This is a genomic window from Maribacter polysaccharolyticus (genome assembly GCF_028882255.1).
Lineage (GTDB): Bacteria > Bacteroidota > Bacteroidia > Flavobacteriales > Flavobacteriaceae > Maribacter_A > Maribacter_A polysaccharolyticus.
On the sequence record NZ_JARBUY010000002.1, the window covers coordinates 520,490 to 543,219 of the forward strand.

Below are 22,730 nucleotides of genomic sequence, written 5' to 3' on the forward strand. Positions count from 1 at the left end.
AATTAATCGAATTCTTGGGGGGTTATTTAACATTATAGGTAAAATAATTTAGGATACCCCTTAATTTGAGGGGGTATTTTAATTAAAGTTAATTATTATGTCTGTTATATTATTAATTCGTTAATTCTTACTTTTGGTAAAAAAATCGGTGGTATTTATGTCGGAATTAAGGTTTAAAGCGCTGATAGACAGCCAGAAAAGGGGCGGTAAGAACGTTGAGGAGAAAGGTAGAAGGTCCGAGTATTTCGGTTCCCATGTTTTCAATGAGGACAAAATGCGACAGTTTCTGACCAAGGACGCCTACGAAAGTGTAAAAGCAGCTATTTTTTCAGGGTCTAAGATCGATCGGAAAATAGCCGATCAGGTTGCGGAAGCCATGAAGTGTTGGGCCATAAACATGGGGGCGACCCATTATACCCATTGGTTTCAACCATTAACGGGCGCCACGGCTGAAAAGCATGATGCTTTTTTTGACCTGTTCCACGATGGTAGGGCCTTGGAAAAATTCGGAGGGGGGCAATTGGTTCAACAAGAACCGGATGCTTCAAGTTTCCCCCATGGAGGGATCAGAAATACCTTTGAAGCCAGGGGGTATACCGCTTGGGATCCCACTTCCCCGGCTTTTGTATATGGGACCACGTTATGTGTTCCTACAATTTTTGTAGCCTATACGGGAGAGGCTCTTGACAATAAGGCGCCCCTGCTGAGGGCTTTGAATGCGGTCGACCTAGCGGCTACGGCGGTGGCCCGGTATTTCGATAAGAACGTATCAAAGGTGAGTGCTACTTTAGGATGGGAACAGGAATATTTTCTGATCGACAGGGCTTTGGCGATGTCCAGGCCCGATATCGTTATGACCGGGCGAACCCTCATTGGCCAGACGGCCGCCAAAGGGCAGCAATTGGACGATCATTATTTTGGGGTCATTCCCAGTAGGGTGTTGAATTTTATGCGTCATTTGGAAATGGAATGTACCCAATTGGGTATTCCGGTGAAAACCAGGCATAACGAAGTAGCCCCCAACCAATTTGAATTGGCACCTGTTTTCGAGGAGGCCAATCTGGCGGTAGATCATAACCTCCTACTCATGGATGTTATGGAAAAGGTTGCCGAAGAGCATGATTTGAAAGTATTGTTCCATGAAAAACCGTTTGCAGGGATCAATGGTTCGGGCAAGCATAACAATTGGTCCTTGGCCACGGATACCGGGGTGAATCTATTGAGTCCTGGTTCTACACCGATGAAGAACCTGCAGTTCCTGACCTTTTTCGTCAATACGATCAAGGCCGTGGATACCTATGAAGAACTTTTGCGTTCCTCCATCGCCTCTGCAAGCAATGACCACAGGTTAGGGGCCAATGAGGCGCCGCCTGCCATACTCTCCATTTTTATCGGAACACAATTGAGCAATGTGCTGGATGAACTGGAAGGGGTGTCCAAAGGTAAATTATCGCCAGAGGAAAAAACAGAACTGAAATTGAACGTGGTGGGTAAGATCCCTGAGATAATGCTCGATAACACAGACCGCAACAGAACATCACCTTTTGCGTTTACCGGGAATAAATTCGAAATGCGCGGAGTGGGCTCAAAAACCAATTGTGCCAAGCCGATGACGATTTTAAACACCATAGTGGCCAAACAATTGAATGACTTTAAAAAGGAAGTCGATGTCTTGATCGATACCAAGAACCTAAAGAAGGATGAAGCCATATTCAATGTTTTAAGGGAATATATAAAGACATCCAAACGGATCCGTTTCGATGGGGACGGGTATAGCCAGGAATGGGAAAAAGAGGCGAAGAAAAGAAAACTGAGCAATAACAAAACCACTCCGGAGGCCATTGGGATTTTGACTTCCAAAGAAAGTTCCGCCCTGTTTAAAGCCATGAATGTCATGAGTGAGGTCGAGGTAAAGGCGAGACAGGAAGTCGAACTCGAAGCCTATATCATGCATTTGCAGATAGAAGGTAGGGTATTCAACGAGCTGGTATATGGTTATGTGATTCCGGCCGCAATAGCCTATCAGAATGTTCTGTTGGCCAATGTCAGTGGGTTAAAGGACATTTATGGGGAAGGGTTTAAGCAACTTGCCGAAAGCCAAATGGCCATCATCGGTCGGATTTCTGAACATGTGGAAGCCCTGAAGACCAAGACCGATGCCATGGTGAACGAACGCAAAAAGGCAAATGTCATTACGGGCAGTAAAGCCAAGGCAGATGCCTATTGCCATAAAGTGAAGCCGTATTTTGACGAAATACGCTATCACAGCGATAAATTGGAACGATTGGTCAGTGATGCGCATTGGCCATTGACCAAGTATAGGGAGTTGCTTTTTGTAAAATAACCCCCAGTTGGGCAGATTTTTTTGTTATGTCCACGCATTAAGAATGAAAAGCTCACGAATCGTGGGCTTTTTTTTAACGAATCCATTATTTTTGCCACAAATTAAATCTCATGGGGTCATCGAACAGTGAAAGGTATAAACAGAGAGGGGTTTCGGCTTCAAAAGAAGATGTGCACAATGCCATCAAGAATATCGATAAGGGACTTTTTCCGAAAGCGTTCTGTAAAATCGTTCCGGATTACCTGACCAATGATGGGGATTATTGTTTGGTAATGCATGCCGATGGGGCAGGTACAAAATCGTCCTTGGCCTATATGTATTGGAAAGAAACCGGTGATGTGTCGGTATGGAAAGGTATAGCCCAAGACGCGCTGATCATGAATATCGATGATCTGATCTGTGTGGGTGCCACCGATAATATCCTATTGTCCTCTACCATAGGACGTAATAAGAACCTGATTCCCGGGGAAGTGATTTCCGCGATCATCAATGGCACCGAGGAATTGATCGCTGATTTGGCCAAACACGGCATGGTGATCCACTCAACGGGAGGGGAAACGGCAGACGTCGGGGATTTGGTACGGACAATCATCGTGGATTCCACAGTGACCGCCAGATTAAAACGTGAAGATGTTATCGACAATGCCAATATCAAGGCAGGGGATGTGATCGTTGGTTTGGAATCTTTTGGACAGGCCATTTACGAGAAGGCCTATAATGGGGGAATGGGCAGTAATGGACTGACCTCGGCAAGGCACGATGTTTTTGCCAAATATTTGGCCGAAAAATATCCCGAAAGTTATGATGCCTCGGTTCCCGATGAATTGGTGTATTCTGGGAAAATGAGCTTGACCGATGAAGTTGCCGATGCTCCTTTGGATGCCGGTAAATTGGTGTTGTCGCCAACGCGTACCTATGCACCGATCGTAAAAAAAATATTATCCAAGTACAATGCGGCCGATATCCATGGAATGGTGCACTGCAGTGGTGGAGCCCAAACGAAGATCCTTCACTTCATAGATGACCTTCATGTGGTAAAAGACAACTTATTTCCCATACCTCCCTTGTTCAAGTTGATCCAGGAACAATCGGGAACCGATTGGCGGGAAATGTACCAGGTCTTTAATTGTGGGCACCGTTTGGAAATTTATACCAACGAGACCGTTGCAGGGGATTTGATCGATATCTCCAAACAATTCGGCGTAGATGCCCGGATCGTGGGAAGGGTAGAGGGGCATCCCACTAAAAAACTGACCATAAAAAGCGAATACGGTACTTTTACCTATGAATGATTAACATCGGACGGAATCCTTTTACAGGCGGGTTCCACGATGGTCAAACGTTGAAATTCACCCTTAAAGTCAGTCTTTTGAATTGATTTTAAGTAAGTACTCAAGTAGTTGACCGACTTTATGATTTCTCTTATACGATTCACCTGAATGTAACGTTGATAGTACTAAAACCAATGTTATGGAAAGAAAGGAGTTTTTAAGGACATTAGGCGCCGGTGCGGCTTTCGCCCTTACGTTTCCTTGTCTGCAAGGGTGTTCCAAAGAGGATGAAAACGGGGACAAGGTCGAAGAACCTACGGGCATTGATTTTACCATTGATTTAAACTCCACAGAAGGCCAGCAATTGGCCGATAACGGCAGTTATATTTTAAAGGAATTGGTCGTTGTGGTCAAGGATTTGAGTGGTAACTTTGTTGCTGCGACCCAAGTGTGTAGTCATGAGTCCTATGATCAAGTGAGGTATCTGACCAATGATGGGGGTATTTTTTATTGTGATGTGCATGGTTCAAGATTCGCGATGGACGGAGAGCCTTTGAACCAAGTGGATAGTACTGCGGCAAAGCCTTTGAAAATATACAATACCGAACTCGACGGGGACATACTTCGGGTTTATGAATAATCTTAATACTTTTTTAGATTGAAAAAGTTGTTTTTTATTTTGTTTTTATTGGGTTCAATGGTTGTTTCGGCCCAAGAATGGCAACCGACCTATACGGATGCCGTGGAGGTCTCGTCGGAGGGGAATAAACCGATCATCCTTGTTTTTTCCGGATCCGATTGGTGTGCCCCATGTATTAAATTGGATCGGGGTATATGGCAATCCAAGGAGTTCATTGACTATTCCAATGAAAATTATGTGCTGTATCGGGCAGACTTCCCCAGAAAAAAAAGTAACCGGTTACCTGATGCTATTGCCCAACAGAACGCTAAACTGGCCGAGAGATATAATCCGAAAGGCTATTTTCCATGGGTTGTGGTGTTGGATCCAAAGCAGGAAGTGTTAGGAACGACAGGGTATCGGAATATAACCCCTAGTGCTTATATATCGTTGTTAAACGCATTTGTCAAGTGAAAAAGGCCCTACTACTTTTTTTGGTTTTCTTTGTTGTTCTTGGTTATGGACAAGAGCGTAAATACGTGACCGTTCATAAGACCTTGAAATTAATGGGGAGCCGTTTCGATATTACGGTGGTGGCTGCAAATGAGGAAATCGGATATATCAACATCGATGAGGCCATTGCCGAGATCAAGCGTATTGAAAAAATGATTTCTTCTTGGGACCCCGAATCCGAAACCGCACAGATCAATAAAAATGCAGGGATTAAGCCCGTAAAAGTGAGTTTGGAACTTTTTAAGCTCATTGAACGGGCAAAGCAGATTTCAGAGATTACCGATGGGGCTTTTGATATTTCGTATTCCTCGATGGATACGATTTGGAAATTCGATGGGAGCATGACCACCATGCCTTCACAGGAAGCGGTAAAGGAATCCATTGCCAAAGTGGGGTACGAAAAAATAATTTTGGATCCCGAGGAACTAACGGTGTTTTTAAAACATAAAGGGATGAAAATTTCCTTTGGGGCCATCGGTAAGGGCTTTGCAGCTGACAAGACCAAAGAATTGTTGGTGTCGAAACAAGTGGTCGGAGGTATCATCAATGCCTCGGGAGACTTGACCACCTGGGGAACCAAAGCCAGTGGGGAAAAATGGTTGATAGGTATCGCAAACCCTTTAAGTAAGGACAAGGTTTTTTCTTGGTTGCCGATTGTTGAATCCTCAGTTGCAACCTCCGGCAATTATGAAAAATTCGTGATGTTCAACGGTAGAAAATACACCCATATCATAGACCCGCGAACAGGGTATCCTTCCCAAGGGGTAAACAGTGTGTCGGTATTCGCCAAAAGTGCGGAACTCTGTGATGCCTTGGCCACAGCCGTTTTTATCATGGGTAAGGAAGCAGGTCTTTCGTTGATCGATCAACTGGGGGGTACCGAGGTCATTTTGGTTGATAGCGATAATAAAATACATAAGAGTAGCGGTATTTTATTTGATAATAATCCATAATTTAGTGTCATGGGAAAGGTTGTTCTTCTTTTGCTGTTCGCCGGTCTTGCCACTTCTTGCGTGGTCGTTAAGGAGTACGAAAAAGTGTACTTGAACGATGAGGAAATGGTATTGGGTGCGAAAGGTTCGGAACGTTTTGAGACCAACTTCCAGATATATCGGGAGGCTGCCTCGGGAGCCAATGGTGGCAAATCTGGAGGGGGTTGCGGTTGTAATTGATCAATTACTCTTCCTTGGGTTTGGCGTGCTGGATGGATGGCAAGGATCAGTTGGGTAATTATGACTTAAACGGATTTTATAATAAACAGTTTAATCCTATTTTTTTTGAAAAAGCTTAGTGTAGTACTTCTCTTTGTATTGGTTGCCAATTGGGGGTTTGCCCAAGAAGATGGCTCCAATAGGTATCAAAAACGTGTTTTGGAAACCGCTGAGATAGATCTACTCTTCAGTTATTACAACCAAGACGGGGAACACGCCGCCGTAACAGGAGGGGAGGGTACCGAGGAATTAACGGATGCAACATCCAGTATTGTGGTTAAAATGCCTTTGAACCCAGATGATGTCTTGACCCTTGATGTAGGTATTTCGGCCTACTCCTCCGCATCTTCGAGCAATATCGATCCTTTTGATGATACCGGTAGAACGGCGAGTCCGTTCAGCGCCTCATCAGGTGCTTCACAAAGCGATGCCTTGGTGCACTTCAATCCTACCTACGAACACAGTTCCGAAGATCGAAACGCCATATATTCCGTGCAGGCTTACATCGCGTCGGAATATGATTATTTTTCTATCGGATTCGGGGGTGGGTATACGAGACTGTTCAATGAAAAAAATACGCAGTTAAGCGCCAGCTTTCAGTTGTTTTTGGATCGCTGGAACCCGCAATATCCGGTGGAGTTAAGGGATGGGTTTAACGATTCCAGGATAACGGGTACGGGTACCTATGATCCGAACTTCGTTGCCTTTGATGATGAGACGAGGAATTCATACTCCCTTTCTTTAAGTCTTTCCCAAATTTTGGGTAAACGCATACAAGGGTCCATTTTCATGGATCTGGTGTCCCAAAAAGGCTTGTTGGGTACGCCCCATCAAAGGGTTTATTTTAGTGATGTCGATGACTTTTTTATCGAGGATTTTCAGTTGGCCGATGATGTAGAACGATTGCCCGATTCCCGATTTAAAATCCCTGTTGGGGCCCGACTTAATTATTACATGAACGATTTGATCGTACTGCGCAGTTACTACCGCTATTATTCCGATGATTGGGGTATATCGGCCCATACGGCCAGTTTGGAGGTTCCGATTAAACTGAATGATCAATTTACCTTGTACCCCAACTACCGCTACTATAGTCAAACAGCTGCGGATTATTTTTATGGGAAAGAGGCGGCGGATTCGAGCCTTGAATTCTATACTTCGGACTATGACCTGTCTGCTTTTGATTCCCATCAGTACGGAATGGGGATACGCTATAAGGATATTTTCACCAAAGCCAAGATCCTTACTTTCGGGTTAAAGGCGATCGATTTTAGAGGCAACAAATATGACCGCAGCGACGGACTCTCTTCTTACATTTTCAGTCTAGGGGCTACTTTTGTAGGGATTTAAACCCTAAGGAATAAGCTTGGAAGACCTACTTTTTTTAATGTCTTTGTTCATAAACTATTGTACCTTACGGGGATCGGGAATGGCGCAGATGTGTAAATTTATCGTAAATTCGCACCACTAGAGGAAAGAATATGATTGATAAATTAAATATAGTTAAGCAACGTTTTGATGAGGTATCCGACCTTATTATACAGCCGGATGTGATTACCGATCAAAAAAAATATGTGCAGCTTACCAAGGAATATAAGGATCTTAAGGAATTGGTGGCCAAGCGCGATCAATATATAGAACTTACGAACAACATAAAGGAAGCCGAAGAAATCATCTCGGATGGCAGTGATGCGGAGATGGTGGAAATGGCCAAAATGCAATTGGACGAAGCCAAAGGGGCGTTACCTGCTTTGGAAGAGGAAATAAAATTCATGTTGATACCCAAGGATCCTGAAGATGCAAAAGATGTGGTTGTGGAGATCCGTGCAGGTACCGGGGGTGATGAGGCCAGTATTTTTGCCGGGGACCTTTTTAGGATGTACACCAAATATTGTGAAAGCAGAGGATGGAAGACCAATGTCATCGATCTAAGTGAAGGTACCAGTGGCGGGTATAAGGAAATCCAATTCGAAGTTAACGGGGAAGATGTGTACGGTACCTTGAAATTCGAGGCTGGGGTACACCGAGTCCAACGGGTTCCACAGACCGAGACCCAAGGCCGCGTGCACACCAGTGCGGCAACGGTAATGGTTTTGCCAGAGGCTGAGGATTTTGATGTACAGATAGACCCCAAAGACGTTCGTATAGATTTTTTCTGTTCTTCGGGACCTGGAGGACAATCCGTGAACACTACCTATTCCGCTGTTCGTTTAACCCACTTACCGACCGGTTTGGTGGCCCAATGTCAAGATCAAAAATCACAGCATAAGAACAAGGAGAAGGCTTTTAAGGTATTGCGTTCCCGATTATACGATTTGGAATTGGCCAAAAAACAAGAGGAAGACGCTGCCAAAAGGAATTCTCAGGTGAGCAGTGGCGATCGTTCTGCCAAGATCAGGACCTACAATTATCCACAAGGTAGGGTTACCGATCACAGGATCGGATTAACCTTGTATGACCTGCAGAATATCATCGACGGCGATATCCAAAAGATCATCGATGAATTGAGTTTGGTCGAAAACACGGAAAAACTGAAAGAGGCTTCAGAAATATTTTAAAACCTTCAATTATAATGTCCGGTCGAATGCAGTCGGTAATTTTCAGGACTTTACTTTAAATATCAACCTCTCGACTGCATTCGAGGATATCTTTGGTTTATGACTACCCAGGAATTAATAGCGCAGATTCACAAGAAGCAATCCTTTTTATGTATTGGGTTGGATACCGATTTGGAAAAAATACCGCCCCATCTTTTAGAAGAGGAAGACCCTATTTTTGCGTTTAATAAAGCTATCATCGATGCTACACACCATTTGTGTGTCGCCTATAAGCCCAACACCGCATTCTATGAGGCGTATGGTATTAAAGGTTGGCAAGCCCTGGGTAAGACCATTTCCTATTTGAACGAAAACCATCCGGAGATTTTTACGATAGCCGATGCCAAAAGAGGGGATATCGGAAATACATCGACAAGATATGCGAAGGCCTTCTTTGAGGAATTCGGTTTCGACTCCATTACCATTGCCCCTTATATGGGCAAGGATTCCGTAGAACCGTTTTTGGCCTTTAAGGACAAACATACCATATTATTGGCGTTGACATCCAATGAAGGGGCCTATGATTTCCAAACACAAAAAGTTGACGGTGTTGCATTGTACAAGAAGGTCCTTCAAACTTCCTTAAGCTATGAAAATGCCCATAATTTAATGTATGTCGTGGGGGCTACCAAAGCAAGTTACCTAGGGGATATCCGCAAAATCATTCCCGATGGTTTTTTATTGGTACCCGGTGTAGGAGCCCAAGGAGGGAGCTTAAAGGAAGTCTGTCATTACGGAATGAACCGGAATGTCGGGTTGTTGGTAAATTCCTCCCGAGGGATCATCTATGCATCCAAAGACACGGATTTTGCATCGAAGGCGGCACTCAAAGCAGAAGAGTTACAACAACAGATGCAAGAGGAATTAAAATCCCTTGGGTAGGGAAACCTATCCGAGTTCTTCCAATGTTTTTTTGGTCTTTTTCGCTTTTTGTTCGAAAAACTCACCCAATTTCGTATTGCTATACTTAATATTGGAGGCCTTTTCCATAAAACATTGGTATTGGTATTCCAATACGGCTATTGCTTGATTACCTGCTAAAATAGATGTTACCGAACCGACTTTGCAATATTGCTTTTCCATAGTGTGTAATGTGTATATTGAATATACGTACGAATTATGATATTGGATGTTCCTAAGCTCGAATATTATGGGATTTTAAGGTAGTTTATGGTTTTGTTGATGATTGTTTAACGATGTTCTTAAAAGGGTGCGGAAATTGTTGTTAAAAAAAATGTAAAGTGGTTCTGCTATAAAAAGTTTTAATACCTTGCGGAGGACCATATAACGGGGCATTTAGAGAACGCTATTGTTAAACTATTACACATACGTACATAAAGAATCAACCACTTGGGTGACTTTTGTCCATGGAGCAGGAGGCAGTTCCTCCATTTGGTTCAAACAGGTGCGCGAATTTAAAAAGCGGTTCAATGTATTGTTGTTGGATTTGAGGGGTCATGGAAAATCAAAACCCAGCCTGAAAGATGCCTTTAACGATAAGTATACTTTTGACGCCATTACCCATGACATTGTAGAGGTGATCGATCACTTGAAAATCAATAAATCGCACTTTGTCGGAATATCGCTGGGGACCATACTGATTCGAAACCTTGCGGAGAAACACCCCCAAAGGGTCGAAAGTATGGTTATGGGCGGGGCGATCATGCAATTGGATATCCGGTCACGGATATTGATACGTTTGGGCAACTTGTTTAAATCCGTTATACCTTATTTGTGGCTCTATAAATTCTTCGCCTTTATTATCATGCCCAATAAAAACCATAGGGAATCAAGATCACTTTTTGTTCGGGAAGCCAAGAAGTTATATCAAAAGGAATTCACCAGATGGTTTAGATTGACTTCCGAGATCAACCCACTGTTGCGCTTGTTCAGGGTCGTCGATACTAAAATACCCACCTTGTATGTCATGGGAGGTGAGGATTATCTTTTTTTGCCTGCGGTCGAAAAAATCGTAAAGAACCATACGGCCAGTAATTTGTTGACCATAGATAAGTGTGGACATGTTGTTAACGTGGAGCAACCTCACATTTTCAATCGTATGGTCATAGCCTATGTGAGCGATACCAATATGCAGTTTACAGAACAGACGATATAGGGCTTGACCCTTCCGATCCGCGATTTCGGGAACAGCGTTGATTCGCAAAGCATTACCTAAAATCACATAAAGAACATTGGCTAAAAGAAGGGGTAAATTCCGAGTAGGCAATACGGCCTTGGGCCATAATCCTTCGGTTATTGGAGAAGTGAAAAAGGCATAAAAAAAACCGATGCTCCCATCGGTTTTTTAACTAACTAACTCAAAAAATTACTAACTCAAATAATTCTGTACAAAGGAACTTAAAATATAATTGCTACTTAGTTAAATAAAGATTAGCATTATGTTAAAATTGTCCTTAATTAATCAACGTAACTATTCGGTATTTAGTATAGACAAGGCTAAGTATTCCAAAATCAGTCCTGTAGGGTAAACACCTTTCGTAAAAGATCCGTGGTACGCGATCCCACATTGGTCCTTATTTCCTTTTCCTCAACGGCGATCATGGTATAGACCCCATTGAGTGCTTCATTGGTAACATAGTCGGTAAGGTCCGGATTTACTTCGTTGACGAGCGGTAGGTTATTGTATCTCGTAATGAGGTTGTTCCAAATTTGGTCGGCTCCCACTTTTTCGAACGAGCTTTTGATTATGGGATTGAATTTGGCGTATAAAGCGGTTTCGGTGGCGTTCGTTAAATACTGGGTGGCGGCATCGTCACTTCCCATCAATATGTTTTTGGCATCGTCGAATGTTATTCCTTTAACGGCATCGACGAATATGGGAGTGGCTTCGCTCACGGCATCCTCGGCGGCACGGTTCAATACTTTAAGGCCTTCGTCGGCCAAGCTGCCCAATCCTATGTTCCTAAGGGTGTTGTCGACCTTTTGCAATTCTTCGGGCAACATGATTTTTACAAGTTCGTTTTTATAAAAACCATCGGTCTGCGTTAATTTGGCCACTTGCTTTTCGATACCGAGGTTCAGGGCTTCCCGGAGACCTTCGGCAATTTCAAGGTTGCCAATGCTTGAGGTACCTTGGGGTAATTGATCGATGACTTGCTGTAATTCCCCACAGCCCAAAAGGTTTAGGGAAAGAAATAGGATAAGAATCTTTCTTTTCATGTTTATTGGTTAATGATTATGCGTGATTAATAAAATATTACGGTTTTGTTGTTAAACACCATGGTTTTACGTTTAACATGCAATTTAACGGCTCTTGAGAGCACGATTTTTTCAAGATCCCTTCCCTTGGTAATAAAATCCTGAATGGTATGACTGTGGGAAACCGCGGTTACATCCTGCTCAATGATGGGACCGGCATCGAGCTCCTCGGTGACATAATGGCTCGTTGCACCAATGATCTTGACCCCTCTCTCAAAAGCGGCATGATAAGGTTTGGCACCGGCAAATGCAGGTAGGAACGAATGGTGTATGTTAATGATCTTATTGGGGTATTCAGTGATCAAGCGACTGCTTACGATCTGCATATAACGTGCCAATACCACAAAATCTACCTGGTGTTCCTTAAGCAATTCCAATTGTTGCTTTTCGGCCTTTTCCTTGGTATCCTTGGTGACGGGAATGTGATAAAAGGGAATGTTGAATTGTTCCGCTATATGGGCCAAATCATTATGGTTACTGATGATAAAAGGTATTTCGGCCTTTAATTCCTCCGAATGATAGCGGCTCAGCAAATCGTAAAGGCAGTGGTTGTATTTGGATACGAAGATGGCCATTCTGGGCAAAACACTGTCCAGATGAAGATTCCACTCCATTTGGTAAGGAATGGCAAGGGTATTGGAGAATTCGTTTTTGAATTTTTCCAGATTCAAGGAATTGTTCTCGAAATCACTCTCCAACCGCATAAAGAACGTATTGGCACTTTTGTCGACATGTTGGTCTAGATAAATGATATTGCCACCTTTGGTGTGTATGAATCCCGTAACGGCACTTATGATCCCGGATTGATCGGGGCAATGGATAAGAATTATAGTTTTCAACCTAAATAATTTTTAAGGCTCAAAATTAGAACTAAAAAACCATCAAATTAGTATAGAAATGCTTGTTTTTTAATGAAGGTGGGATTACTAGTGGCCAAATATTACTGAAGGGTGTCGCCATTAGGCAATGAACCCGTCCATTTTTTTAAGGATTTCCTGAAACTTTTTATTTCTTGGCGGAGGAGGTTCAGGTATTCTTTTTCGTGACCATCCCGTTCCAATCCCGTACAATAGGAACTGATGTTCTTTAACATGACCCTGATAAACGAAATGTTTCTTCTTTTTTCATCGGGCGAGCAAGAGAACTCGGTTTGCGCAATTTTTTGGGGGATCAGTATCGCATCGGTCAAAAGGGCATCTGCAACAATATCCCTAAAGCTATTTGAAGTATATAGTTTTAGGAGGTCCTTGTTGAATGTGACGTAAGAGGCAATGGCCCTGCTTGTTGCGCAAAGCTCAAGTGCTTTTCTATATATAGGTATCTGACCTAGGTTTTTTTGTGACATCCTTTTGAATACTGATTGCAATGCCCTAAAGTTACATTCGATTTTTTAAATTTTAATTTAAAAACCACGGTAAAATGTTAAATTTAAATTAAAACCAAAAATAATATGAGGTTGGTACTTTAAATGGTGTAAAGGATGGAATAAAAAGCTGGGTATTGGGCTGCCTTCAAGAAAATGCAAAGGCACCTTTTACAGGTTTAGGTAAAAAAGAAGGACTTATTCCTCTCGCCGTTGCCTAAAGGGAAAGATTGATGCTTTTCCTGGAAATGTAAAAAAAAACTTTGATGGGTAATGACTATTTTAGGGTTACCGGTCATGGGAATCATGTTATGACGGAGGGTTGAAAGACCAATTTCATTTAAGGTGTTTTATGGATGAATTGATAGGGTATGGGGAGGTAAGAATGCTTATCATTCTTTCAGAGGTCGTTTCGAATGTACATCCAACCCATATGTCCCCAGGCGGTAATGGAAGTCTTACTGGGAGTGATCTTTATAATCGATAAGGCCAAACACAGGGCTTTTATAACCGTTTGGTCAAAGTCGCTTATCCTTAAGGTGTTGAAATGGGAAATAATAGGAAATAAATCCATTTTTAAAGTCCCATATTTATATCTTTGATAGGTCTATTTGGCGAGATTTTTGATATGATCTTTATTATGAAAAAAATAATCCTCTTCTTCCTTTTCTGTTCCGCATATGCAGCTACGGCTCAACAATTGACTTTTGGAAAAGGGGTTGTCATGGACTCCGTTAAGGTTCTCGATACGATTTCAGAGAGTTTTGCCCTTTATTTGCCGACAAAATTTGAAGTTACCAAACCTTCTCCGGTCGTATTCATATACGATACCGAGGGGAGGGGCGCGAACGTGGTGAGGATGCTTATGATGGCTGCGGAAAAGAACCAATTTGTCCTTGCTGCATCGAACAATGTTCGGGGTGATCAACCACTGAGTAAAAACGTGCTTATTTCAAAGCGAATGTTCCAAACGGTCTTTGATATGTTCAACATCCAAAAAGGAAGGGTGTATACGGCCGGTTTTGCCGAAGGGGCTCGTTTGGCATCCGTTATGCCCACTTTTTTCAGCCAGATAAAAGGTGTTATTTCCTGTGGGGCGGGTATCGCCAATAGCGAAGTTTTATCGAGCAATAATCCTTTTCATTTTATTGGTATTGTAGGGCTGAAGGATTACAATTATCCCGATATGCTACAAAAAGAGAATGTATTCAATTCCCTTAAATTCAAAAACCAGACCTTGGTATTCGATGGCGGGCACGAATGGCCCAATCAGGAATTGCTTTCCGAGGCGATGGAACTGTTCAATATCGGGGCAATGGTAGACAGGGTCATTCCCTTGGATACGGCTTTTATTGAGGAAACCTATAGGGGGAATTTAGGTAGGGTAAATAAATTGATTTCTGAAAACAACCCGTTATTCGCATATCGTAAACTTGAAGATATCATGAAGGTCTATAAACCTTTGATTTTCGTCGATTCGTTGAAAAATAGTTTAAAGACCTTAAGAAGAAGTTCGGGGTATAAGGCTCAAAAACGGAATGAATCCTCGGTTTTTTTCAAGGAAGCCTTGATCAAGCAAGATTATGATTATGCTTTGGAAGAAGATATCTATACCTATAACTATAACAATTTAGGTTGGTGGAAATATCAGATGGAAGAGCTTAGGAAGTACGAAAAAAACCCCAATATCTTTATGCAGCATATGGGAGTTCGACTAAGGTCTTATTTGGAAGCCTTGATTGCCGATCATATGGATATGATCCGGTCGGATTCCCCGGTTGATGAAGAAGCCTTGAATTTTTTATGGATGTTGAAGACCATTACCGCTCCCGAGGTGTACGATAATTATCTGAAAGTGATTTCCATAAATTCCAAATTTGAGGATTTTGGGACGGCTCTGTTCTATCTTGAAGAATTGCTGAAAATCGGTTATGATGATGTAGATAGGCTTTATGCTTTGGAACATACGGCCCTTTTAAGGATTACGCCCGAATTTAATCAGTTAATCGATGAATACCTTAAAAAAGCCCGTTACGATATCATTGAGGAATAAGGTGGGGCACTTGGGTAATATCCCAATCAATGACCAGTCCTTTGGCCAATGATTCGGCAATTTCCTTCCCGTACAACAATTCACATAAATAAAGGGATGCTTCAAAACTTTTCGCGCCCCCTGCGGAGGTAATGTATTTGTCGTCGTGGACGAACAGCACACTATCGGCTATTTTTAGGTGGGGAAAGGTCTTGCGGTAAATTTCGATGTCGCTTGGAAATGTTGTGGATACCACGTTATCGAGTACCCCGGATTTTGCCAAAACAAAGGCCCCATCGCAATGGGATGTCATGAATAAGGCATCTTTATCGATCTTTCGGATAAAGTTCAATAATACCGTATCCTTTAAATCGGTATCCAAATGATGTTCTGCACTGGGGACCACCAAGATATCAATCTTAGGGATTGTGTCCCGGGTGTAATCAAAATCGGGTAAAATACGCACCCCTTCAAAGGTGGTTATCGGGTCTATGGTCTTTGCTACCGTAAAAGTGTTCATGGCTTTAATTCCTTTTCGGAATCGAGTGTGTTGAAAAATATCAAAAGGCGCCGTGAATTCCGTATTGTAAGTGCCGTCCATTATTAAAAAAGCCACATTATAGTTGTTGGGGTCTAAATGGGGGAGGTGCCTTAGCTGTTCCGTAGTGGGCCGGTTTTCCGGTATTTTTTGGGTACATGCGGTGGCGATCAGACATAGGCCTATAAAGGGGTAGAGGAATCTCATTCAGGTTTGATTAGGTTGTAAAAGTAAATTCTTTAAAATCAAAAGTAGTATTATTCCCAAGATACAAACCACGGTAATCCCGTACCAGGTAATTTCATATCCGAAGTGGGCGATACTTTGCATGCCCGAATTATGCCCGAAAACGTGGGCCATTGAAAATGAAATGCTATAAAGGGCCATATATTCACCTTGGTTTCCCCTTTTTGCACGTTCCATCGCAAATGCATTTGAAAAAGGGAAAGCGATCATTTCACCAATGGTCATCAATAGCATTCCTATTGTCAAAACACCGATCCAAGAGGTTAAATTCAATATCAAAAAACTAAAAGCGGTCAAGGCCAGGCCAAAAATGACATTTGATATTTTTGACCAGGAACGGGTCTCCATAAATTTGATCAAGGGCATTTCAAAAACAAAAATGAAAAGACCGTTGAGGGCAAGGAGCATGCCTATTTCAAATTCGCTCAATGCATGTACCGCACTATAGTATACGGGCATTGTCGAAAAGTATTGCACAAAGGTAAAACCGAAAAGTACCATGGCGGCTATGAACACGAGAAAGCGTGAGTCTTTATAGGCTGATTTTGGCGATGGGTGGCTTATCGTATCCAGTACTTTTGATTTTTTCGGATGTAGTACCACAAACAAAAGTGTACCTGCAATCATACAGGTGATCCCATCGACCCAAAAAAGTCCACCATATCCCAAAGAGGCAATGATAAGTCCGCCCAATGCCGGTCCAGCTGAAAAACCCAAGTTGATGGCCAAACGGATCAAAGTGACCGATCGGGTTATATTTTCCGGTTTACTGTAGGTACTTAAGGCGACGAATACGGCAGGTCGAAAAGCATCGGCTATGACCATTAAAAAAAATATACCGATGCATATCGGCCAAAATCCTTCGAGAAATTGGACCCCTATGAACAACACGCCTGTGGCCAACAGGCTGACAAGCATTACTTTGTAAAATCCCAATGTATCGGTCAATTTACCTCCGATCCAAGTGCCTGCCAGTGATCCCAAGCCGAAACTGGTCATAATACTCCCGACATTTTCCAAACTGAATCCCAAACTTTGGGTCAAGTATAAGGATAGGAACGGGATGACCATGGTGCCGGCTCTGTTCACCAAGGTGATCAGGGCCAACCACCAGACTTCCTTTGATAACCCTTTGAAGGAGGAGATATAATGGATGTATAGTTTTTTCATGGTTTGAAGGCTAAAAAAAAAGCCCCGATGGTATCATCAGGGCTTTATATTGTTTGTTATTATCGTTTGTTCGATTTTATACCTAGCAGCACTGGACCCATTTTGATGGAGATAGTTTCACGTAATAATAAATCGAAGTTTGTCGCACGGATTTTTATTTCATTTGAACGGTAAATCTAATTAAAAAAATGATATGTTGTATTTTTGGTCATAAATTGAACCATTATGAGGTATACTTTTCTAGGGGTATTTTTTATTTTGACCGTGTTGGGTTGTAAACAAGGTAAGACGTATCATGATGAAAACAAGGTGGAAATAACCCAAGGGGCTAATGATGCAGTGAAGGATATACTGAAGTTTCAACATGAATTGAACGAAGAATTCAAAAATCCGGAGACATCGCCATTGCCTGATCGTTATCGAAAGGATTTTACAAAGCTCGATTTTTTTGAACCCGATACGAACTATATCGTTGAGGCCAAGTTGGTGTTGACCCCCGATGCTTTACCTTTTTTGATGCCTACCACTACGGAAAGGGAAACAGAGGAGACTGTTTACGGTGTCGCCCATTTTCAACTCAATGGAAAGGAACATCGATTGGAGGTGTATCAAAATACCGAATTAATGCTTGAAGAAGGTTTTGAGGAGTATCTTTTTCTGCCATTTACCGATGGTACGAATGGGAAAGAAACATATGCAGGGGGCAGGTATATTGATTTGACCATTCCTGAAGGGGATGTGATAACCATTGATTTCAACAGGGCATATAATCCTTACTGTGCCTACAATAAGAAATTTTCATGCCCGATCGTACCTAGTGTGAATACATTGGATACAAAGGTTTTGGCGGGGGTAAAGGATTTTAAGAAAGGTAAGGGGAAATCATAAAGAATCCCCCTTTAGGGTAACTTTTTTTGCACGGAATAGGGGGTGGAATCAAGTGATGGCACCCGTATCACGAATTGTTGTGAAATGGAAGATGGTCGAAACCAATACTCCCCGTGGTTATCGATCTGCAGTTTAATTTATTCCCGCGTGGCCGCTTTCTTTGGTTCGGATCCGGTAGGCTTCGGTAATTTCCGAAACGAATAGTTTGCCATCGCCCACCTTGCCCGTGTATGCAGATTCAAAAATAGCTTCTACGGTTTTGTCCAAGAAGTCGTCCGATACCACCATGGAAAGGTACCTTCTTTGTATATAGGAAGTGCTATATGAAATTCCCCTATAGACATGCCCTTGTTTTTCATTCCCCACACCGGTGACATCCCAGTAGCTGAAAAAATTAACACCAATGGCATGCAGGGCCTTTTTTACGTCATCAAATTTTGATTTGCGTATGATCGCTTCGATTTTTTTCATAAGTGCATTGTTTTAATCTGGATATTACTATTAAAGATAACAAGATCGTGGTAATAATAAACACAAACCCCGACATTTCTGCCAGGGTTGTGTATCAACTTAAACTATAATAAAATCAATCAACTATTTTTTAGAAAGAGTAGACCGCTGCTATTAGAAATGATGATAAGCTTTTTGAAGCTGCACCATCCGCATCAAAATAAGGTTCAAAATCGCTACCCCAAGAATCCAATCTGATTTCTGGTTTAATGGTCAGGTTTTCAACCGTATAGCTACCTGTAATGGTAGCGGCAAAAACACTTGGGTCATCAGATACAAAATCAGATCGGGTGGCAAAATATTCACCTCTTAGCCCAATGGTAAAATCATCTGATGTGGCCAATTGTGGGTAAAGTGCCACACCTGAGAAACCTTCTCCTTCGTTATCGGCGTATGCGGCATTTATACCTAAAAAGAAATCATCGGACAAATCAAATCCTCCGGTGTAGTCTATTTCAAAGCCCAAAACTTCACCGCCATCATAGTAAAGGTTCAGGTATTGCCCGGCGTATCCCAATTGGGCACCTGCAGAGTAAACACCTGTAAGGTTATTGTTTGTATCGGTGACATTCATTAGGGCCAACATTAAACTAAAATCATCGGAAAGGGCAAAATCGGCCTTTAATCCAACGTGTGAGAAAGGTCCACTGGAAAAAAGATAGGAGGTGCTATAGTTGAAATTTCCAACCGGTGATATTACCTCATAGCCCAAGAATGTGTTGAACCGACCCATGGTCAATGTAGTGGCATCGGAAACATTCCAGTAGGCATATAATTGGTTAAGGTTGTATCCACCTGTAGCAGAGTCGCCTCTTGGCCCGAAAGTAACATCGGCAACTGCGCCGGTTTTTTCGCCTTCATAAGTGGCAATGATATTGGCCATTCCCAATGCAAATCCCAATTCGTCGGCGAATGATGTCCCGAATGATTGGGCTTCGGTATCCGAAGCGCTTAAATTGGTTTGGTAGTAGGCATCTACACTACCACTGATAGAAACTTTTTTGGCCTCTTCTTCTTGTGCGAAAGTTGTAGTTGCCGAGAATAGGATAGCAAGGATTGCTAAACTTTTGAAATAATTTTGAGTTGTTTTCATGCTCTAGAGTTTATAATACCCCATGGAGTTTGCATGGGATATCCGTTGTTTGATTATTTTCTCGGGGGAATTTTATATAACGGAGTGTACTGGGTACACTCCGTTTATGCACTGTTCTTAGTGGGAGTTCAATCTAAAGTCAGGGTAGGCTTCAGATCCGTGTTCGTGAATGTCCAATCCGTCCATTTCAACTTCTTTGGGCACCCTTAATCCGATGGTTTTCTTTAAGATGATCAATACGACGAACGTACCGAAAGCAGCCCAAGCTATGTAGGCTAGGGAACCATAGGTCTGTACCCATAAAAGGCTGGCACCACCACCGTAAAGCAATCCGCCATCCAAGGCAAATACACCTACTAGTACCGTACCTATGAAACCACATACACCGTGTACCGATATGGCACCTACTGGATCGTCTACATGAAGTTTTTTGTCAATGAATTCAATGGATAAAACAACCATTATTCCGCAAACCAACCCTATGGCCAAAGCACCCCATGCGCTTACGGCCCCACAACCGGCGGTAATTCCTACCAGTCCGGCCAATGCACCGTTCAAGGTCATTGATACATCGGGCTTTCCGTATTTCAGCCAAGTTAGAAGTAAGGCGGAAATCGCTCCAATGGCAGCGGCAAGGTTGGTGTTGATGATAACACTACCGGCGGCGATGGTATCATCACCTCCCCAAGCCAATTGGGAACCTCCGTTAAAACCGAACCATCCTAGCCATAAGATCATGACACCGATCGCCCCGAAAGGGATATTGTGGCCGGGGATGGCAATAGCCTCACCATCTACATATTTTCCTATTCTGGGGCCTATCATTATAGCGGCGACCATTGCCGCACCGCCACCAACAGCGTGTACTACGGATGAACCAGCGAAATCGATGAAACCAGCGGTGTTCAGCCAAGCATCATCATCGAAAGGCCAGTACCAACTTCCTGAGATAGGATAAATCAATGTTGTTAAAACCGCGGATAAGATCAAGTAGGTAGAAAATTTTGTTCTACCGGCTACCGCTCCTGAAACGATGGTAGCTGCGGTGGCGCAGAATACGGTTTGGAAAAATAAATTATACCAATCCGAGGCGCTAAAAAAGAAATAACCTTGGTCAGCGGGGCTACTTCTAAAGAAGCCTCCCAAAACCAGGTCGCTACCGTACATAATACCGTATCCTACAGCCCAAAACATAATGGAACCGATACAAAGGTCCATAATGTTCTTCATTACGATATTCCCTGCGTTCTTACTTCTGGTAAATCCTATTTCTACCAAGGTAAAACCTGCTTGCATAAAGAAAACCAGCACGGCGGCTATAGTAATCCATAATGCACCCATATCGCCATTGATACTTTCAACAGCCTTATCCAATGCTTCTTGTTGTATTTCTGTCATAATTTTTTGATTTAGTTGTAAGAGTTAATTTAGTTGATGCCGGCGTGTCCGCTTTCTTTGGTCCTTATCCTATACGCTTCGACTACTTCTGAAACGAAAATTTTACCATCCCCGACATTACCCGTATAGGCTGCATCCAATAGGGTTTCTACCGTTCTTTCTGCAAACTCATCGGAAACCACGATGGATAAATATCTTCTCTGGATGTCGCTTGTACTATAGGAAATGCCTCGATAGACATGCCCTTGTTTTTCATTGCCAACCCCAGTTACATCCCAGTAACTAAAAAAATTGACCTCAATTTGATGCAATGCTTTCTTCACTTCATCAAATTTTGATTTTCTAATAATTGCTTCGATTTGCTTCATAATTTGTTGTTTATGGCGCTAAATGTATATTATTTCATTCTACACCCCTAAAAAATGAGGGGTATATTGCAAAAAATTATGATTATAATAAATTATACCCTAAAAATTAGAGGTATTCGTCAAAAAAAAATAAATTTTTCTAAACGTCTTGTTAAAAATAAGCTTGGGATTGGATACAACGGTAAGGCCCAAAAAGGGGTCGAAAACTTCTTGAATTAAGGTAATGGGTTGAAGTTGTGGTACTAATGGATGAGCTTTGCCAGCCAAAAACCGAGGGCAACAGCTAAAATACCAATGGTAATACTGGAAATGGTGTAAATTGAAAATTGTATGATTTCCTCTGCTTTTAGCATCGCATGGTTTTCAAAAGCAAAGGTGGAGAAGGTAGTGAAGCCCCCACAAAAGCCGGTTCCCAATAGAAGGGTTTGGTTTTGGGTCAGCAAATTGTTCTTTATTGAGAGGCCGAATACCAGCCCGATAATGAGGCAACCTATAATATTCGCTAAAAAGGTGCCCAGGTAAAAATGTTGATAGTAATCGTTGAAAGTCCTTGATATGATATACCGTAGCATGCTTCCGATACCTCCACCCAAAAAAACAAGCAACAGTTGTTTCATTTGTTTTTTACATTCAAAATTATAGCCCTAGTACTATATGCAGCGTTCAATGACCATCCACCAAGGTTTTGTGTCCCTTTAAAAAGTAAAACTAAACGGCTTTTTTATAATCCGTGGTCAAAACATTCAAAGGGTGGATGTTTGAAGTACTCGATTCCGTAATGCTTTGCTTTGATGAATCTTTACTTTTTTTGACACTGTATAGGCTGGTAAGTATCATTCCTACATTAATACAAATCAATATAGAAACCAAAGTTAAAAATGTAATCATAAGTTGAGTGCTTTGTTAGTGTAACGTAAAATTAATTCGTTTGGTATGATATACGTAAAAAAATACCTCTAATGTTCTAAAAGCGAGCATTTTTATGATATGGACAAATATACTATTGGTTTTTGAGTAAATACTTAATTAGGAATAGGATTGTTAAAAAGATTATGAAGACAATTCCTACCCATTTGACGCCTTTGTAATATTTTCTATGGAGTTTTATGTCTCTTTTATAGGTGCTTGCAATAATTATGGCGAAAACGATTATAAAAAGAATGGCAAAAATCAATTGTCCTGTGCTGAACATAATTTATAGGGTGATTGGTTATTGTTTTATTAAAATGATGCGTTTTGGGTTAGGTAAAACATTAGTACCGACTTGTTTCGTTTCATTGTGGATAAAATCATTGAGAAAATCATCTTTTCTTTTATAATTTTAGGCAAAGCTAATCTAAATTCAGGGAT

24 protein-coding genes are annotated in these 22,730 nt (G+C 42.0%); 12 read left to right on the top strand and 12 right to left on the bottom strand.

The window, feature by feature from the left end; all coding sequences use genetic code 11:
- The first annotated feature begins 157 nt into the window (after positions 1-157).
- The 9 genes from PHU20_RS08140 to pyrF all read left to right on the top strand — a co-directional run bounded on the left by PHU20_RS08140 (position 158) and on the right by pyrF (position 9,437).
- A complete protein-coding gene (locus PHU20_RS08140) occupies positions 158-2,344 on the top strand; it encodes a glutamine synthetase III family protein (protein ID WP_274824855.1) in 2,187 nt (728 codons plus the stop codon).
- Positions 2,345-2,454: 110 nt separating this feature from the next.
- Positions 2,455-3,636: an AIR synthase related protein gene (locus PHU20_RS08145; RefSeq protein WP_274824856.1), complete on the top strand. Its 1,182-nt coding sequence runs from the start codon at positions 2,455-2,457 to the stop codon at positions 3,634-3,636.
- Positions 3,637-3,814: 178 nt separating this feature from the next.
- Positions 3,815-4,255: a QcrA and Rieske domain-containing protein gene (locus tag PHU20_RS08150; protein WP_274824857.1), complete on the top strand. Its 441-nt coding sequence runs from the start codon at positions 3,815-3,817 to the stop codon at positions 4,253-4,255.
- Between the two features lie 18 nt (positions 4,256-4,273).
- The gene (locus PHU20_RS08155; protein ID WP_274824858.1) at positions 4,274-4,708 is read left to right on the top strand and encodes a thioredoxin family protein; all 435 of its coding nucleotides are present in this window, start codon (positions 4,274-4,276) and stop codon (positions 4,706-4,708) included.
- Complete coding sequence (locus PHU20_RS08160) at positions 4,705-5,700, top strand: FAD:protein FMN transferase (protein ID WP_274824859.1); 996 nt, start codon at positions 4,705-4,707, stop codon at positions 5,698-5,700. The genes PHU20_RS08155 and PHU20_RS08160 overlap by 4 nt, the downstream gene beginning before the upstream one ends.
- Positions 5,701-5,709: 9 nt before the next feature.
- Positions 5,710-5,919, top strand: coding sequence for a DUF4266 domain-containing protein (locus PHU20_RS08165; RefSeq protein WP_274824860.1), 210 nt, complete (start codon positions 5,710-5,712; stop codon positions 5,917-5,919).
- Between the two features lie 105 nt (positions 5,920-6,024).
- Positions 6,025-7,308, top strand: coding sequence for a DUF3570 domain-containing protein (locus PHU20_RS08170; protein WP_274824861.1), 1,284 nt, complete (start codon positions 6,025-6,027; stop codon positions 7,306-7,308).
- 131 nt (positions 7,309-7,439) lie between these two features.
- Positions 7,440-8,516 carry a peptide chain release factor 1 gene (gene prfA / locus PHU20_RS08175; protein ID WP_274824862.1) on the top strand — a complete coding sequence of 359 codons (1,077 nt, stop codon included), beginning with the start codon at positions 7,440-7,442 and terminating at the stop codon, positions 8,514-8,516.
- Positions 8,517-8,615: 99 nt separating this feature from the next.
- Positions 8,616-9,437 carry an orotidine-5'-phosphate decarboxylase gene (gene pyrF / locus PHU20_RS08180; RefSeq protein WP_274824863.1) on the top strand — a complete coding sequence of 274 codons (822 nt, stop codon included), beginning with the start codon at positions 8,616-8,618 and terminating at the stop codon, positions 9,435-9,437.
- Between the two features lie 6 nt (positions 9,438-9,443).
- Here the strand turns inward: pyrF and PHU20_RS08185 are convergent, their stop codons facing one another.
- A complete protein-coding gene (locus tag PHU20_RS08185) occupies positions 9,444-9,638 on the bottom strand; it encodes a hypothetical protein (RefSeq protein ID WP_274824864.1) in 195 nt (64 codons plus the stop codon).
- 226 nt (positions 9,639-9,864) lie between these two features.
- Here PHU20_RS08185 and PHU20_RS08190 point away from each other — a divergent pair, with 226 nt between their 5' ends.
- Complete coding sequence (locus PHU20_RS08190; protein WP_274824865.1) at positions 9,865-10,671, top strand: alpha/beta fold hydrolase; 807 nt, start codon at positions 9,865-9,867, stop codon at positions 10,669-10,671.
- Positions 10,672-11,027: 356 nt separating this feature from the next.
- On the opposite strand, the gene PHU20_RS08195 is transcribed toward PHU20_RS08190, so the two are convergent.
- The 4 genes from PHU20_RS08195 to PHU20_RS08210 form a co-directional block, all read right to left on the bottom strand.
- Positions 11,028-11,735: a DUF4197 domain-containing protein gene (locus PHU20_RS08195; protein WP_274824866.1), complete on the bottom strand. Its 708-nt coding sequence runs from the start codon at positions 11,733-11,735 to the stop codon at positions 11,028-11,030.
- A 26-nt stretch (positions 11,736-11,761) separates the two neighbouring features.
- On the bottom strand, positions 11,762-12,613 hold the full coding sequence (gene purU / locus PHU20_RS08200; protein WP_274824867.1) for a formyltetrahydrofolate deformylase: 852 nt from the start codon (positions 12,611-12,613) through the stop codon (positions 11,762-11,764).
- A gap of 101 nt (positions 12,614-12,714) precedes the next feature.
- On the bottom strand, positions 12,715-13,119 hold the full coding sequence (locus PHU20_RS08205; protein ID WP_274824868.1) for a hypothetical protein: 405 nt from the start codon (positions 13,117-13,119) through the stop codon (positions 12,715-12,717).
- Between the two features lie 418 nt (positions 13,120-13,537).
- Positions 13,538-13,711 (bottom strand): hypothetical protein, encoded by a 174-nt coding sequence (locus PHU20_RS08210; RefSeq protein ID WP_274824869.1) that lies wholly within the window; start codon positions 13,709-13,711, stop codon positions 13,538-13,540.
- Positions 13,712-13,777: 66 nt separating this feature from the next.
- On the opposite strand from PHU20_RS08210, the gene PHU20_RS08215 reads away from it, so the two are divergent.
- The gene (locus PHU20_RS08215; RefSeq protein WP_274824870.1) at positions 13,778-15,190 is read left to right on the top strand and encodes an alpha/beta hydrolase; all 1,413 of its coding nucleotides are present in this window, start codon (positions 13,778-13,780) and stop codon (positions 15,188-15,190) included.
- On the opposite strand, the gene PHU20_RS08220 is transcribed toward PHU20_RS08215, so the two are convergent.
- Together PHU20_RS08220 and PHU20_RS08225 are read right to left on the bottom strand one after the other, a co-directional pair.
- Positions 15,177-15,914 carry a DJ-1/PfpI family protein gene (locus tag PHU20_RS08220; RefSeq protein WP_274824871.1) on the bottom strand — a complete coding sequence of 246 codons (738 nt, stop codon included), beginning with the start codon at positions 15,912-15,914 and terminating at the stop codon, positions 15,177-15,179. The two genes, PHU20_RS08215 and PHU20_RS08220, sit on opposite strands and share 14 nt — an antisense overlap.
- The gene (locus PHU20_RS08225) at positions 15,915-17,123 is read right to left on the bottom strand and encodes an MFS transporter (protein WP_274824872.1); all 1,209 of its coding nucleotides are present in this window, start codon (positions 17,121-17,123) and stop codon (positions 15,915-15,917) included.
- Between the two features lie 225 nt (positions 17,124-17,348).
- Here PHU20_RS08225 and PHU20_RS08230 point away from each other — a divergent pair, with 225 nt between their 5' ends.
- On the top strand, positions 17,349-18,011 hold the full coding sequence (locus PHU20_RS08230; RefSeq protein ID WP_274824873.1) for a DUF1684 domain-containing protein: 663 nt from the start codon (positions 17,349-17,351) through the stop codon (positions 18,009-18,011).
- A 132-nt stretch (positions 18,012-18,143) separates the two neighbouring features.
- Here PHU20_RS08230 and PHU20_RS08235 read toward each other — a convergent pair whose 3' ends face one another.
- The 5 genes from PHU20_RS08235 to crcB all read right to left on the bottom strand — a co-directional run bounded on the left by PHU20_RS08235 (position 18,144) and on the right by crcB (position 21,997).
- Entirely contained in the window at positions 18,144-18,482 is a 339-nt protein-coding gene (locus PHU20_RS08235; RefSeq protein WP_274824874.1) for a P-II family nitrogen regulator, read from the bottom strand.
- Positions 18,483-18,612: 130 nt separating this feature from the next.
- The gene (locus PHU20_RS08240) at positions 18,613-19,614 is read right to left on the bottom strand and encodes an outer membrane beta-barrel protein (RefSeq protein ID WP_274824875.1); all 1,002 of its coding nucleotides are present in this window, start codon (positions 19,612-19,614) and stop codon (positions 18,613-18,615) included.
- 117 nt (positions 19,615-19,731) lie between these two features.
- Positions 19,732-21,012, bottom strand: coding sequence for an ammonium transporter (locus PHU20_RS08245; protein ID WP_274824876.1), 1,281 nt, complete (start codon positions 21,010-21,012; stop codon positions 19,732-19,734).
- 29 nt (positions 21,013-21,041) lie between these two features.
- A complete protein-coding gene (locus tag PHU20_RS08250; RefSeq protein WP_274824877.1) occupies positions 21,042-21,380 on the bottom strand; it encodes a P-II family nitrogen regulator in 339 nt (112 codons plus the stop codon).
- A 242-nt stretch (positions 21,381-21,622) separates the two neighbouring features.
- Entirely contained in the window at positions 21,623-21,997 is a 375-nt protein-coding gene (gene crcB, locus PHU20_RS08255; protein WP_274824878.1) for a fluoride efflux transporter CrcB, read from the bottom strand.
- Positions 21,998-22,730 lie beyond the last annotated feature (733 nt).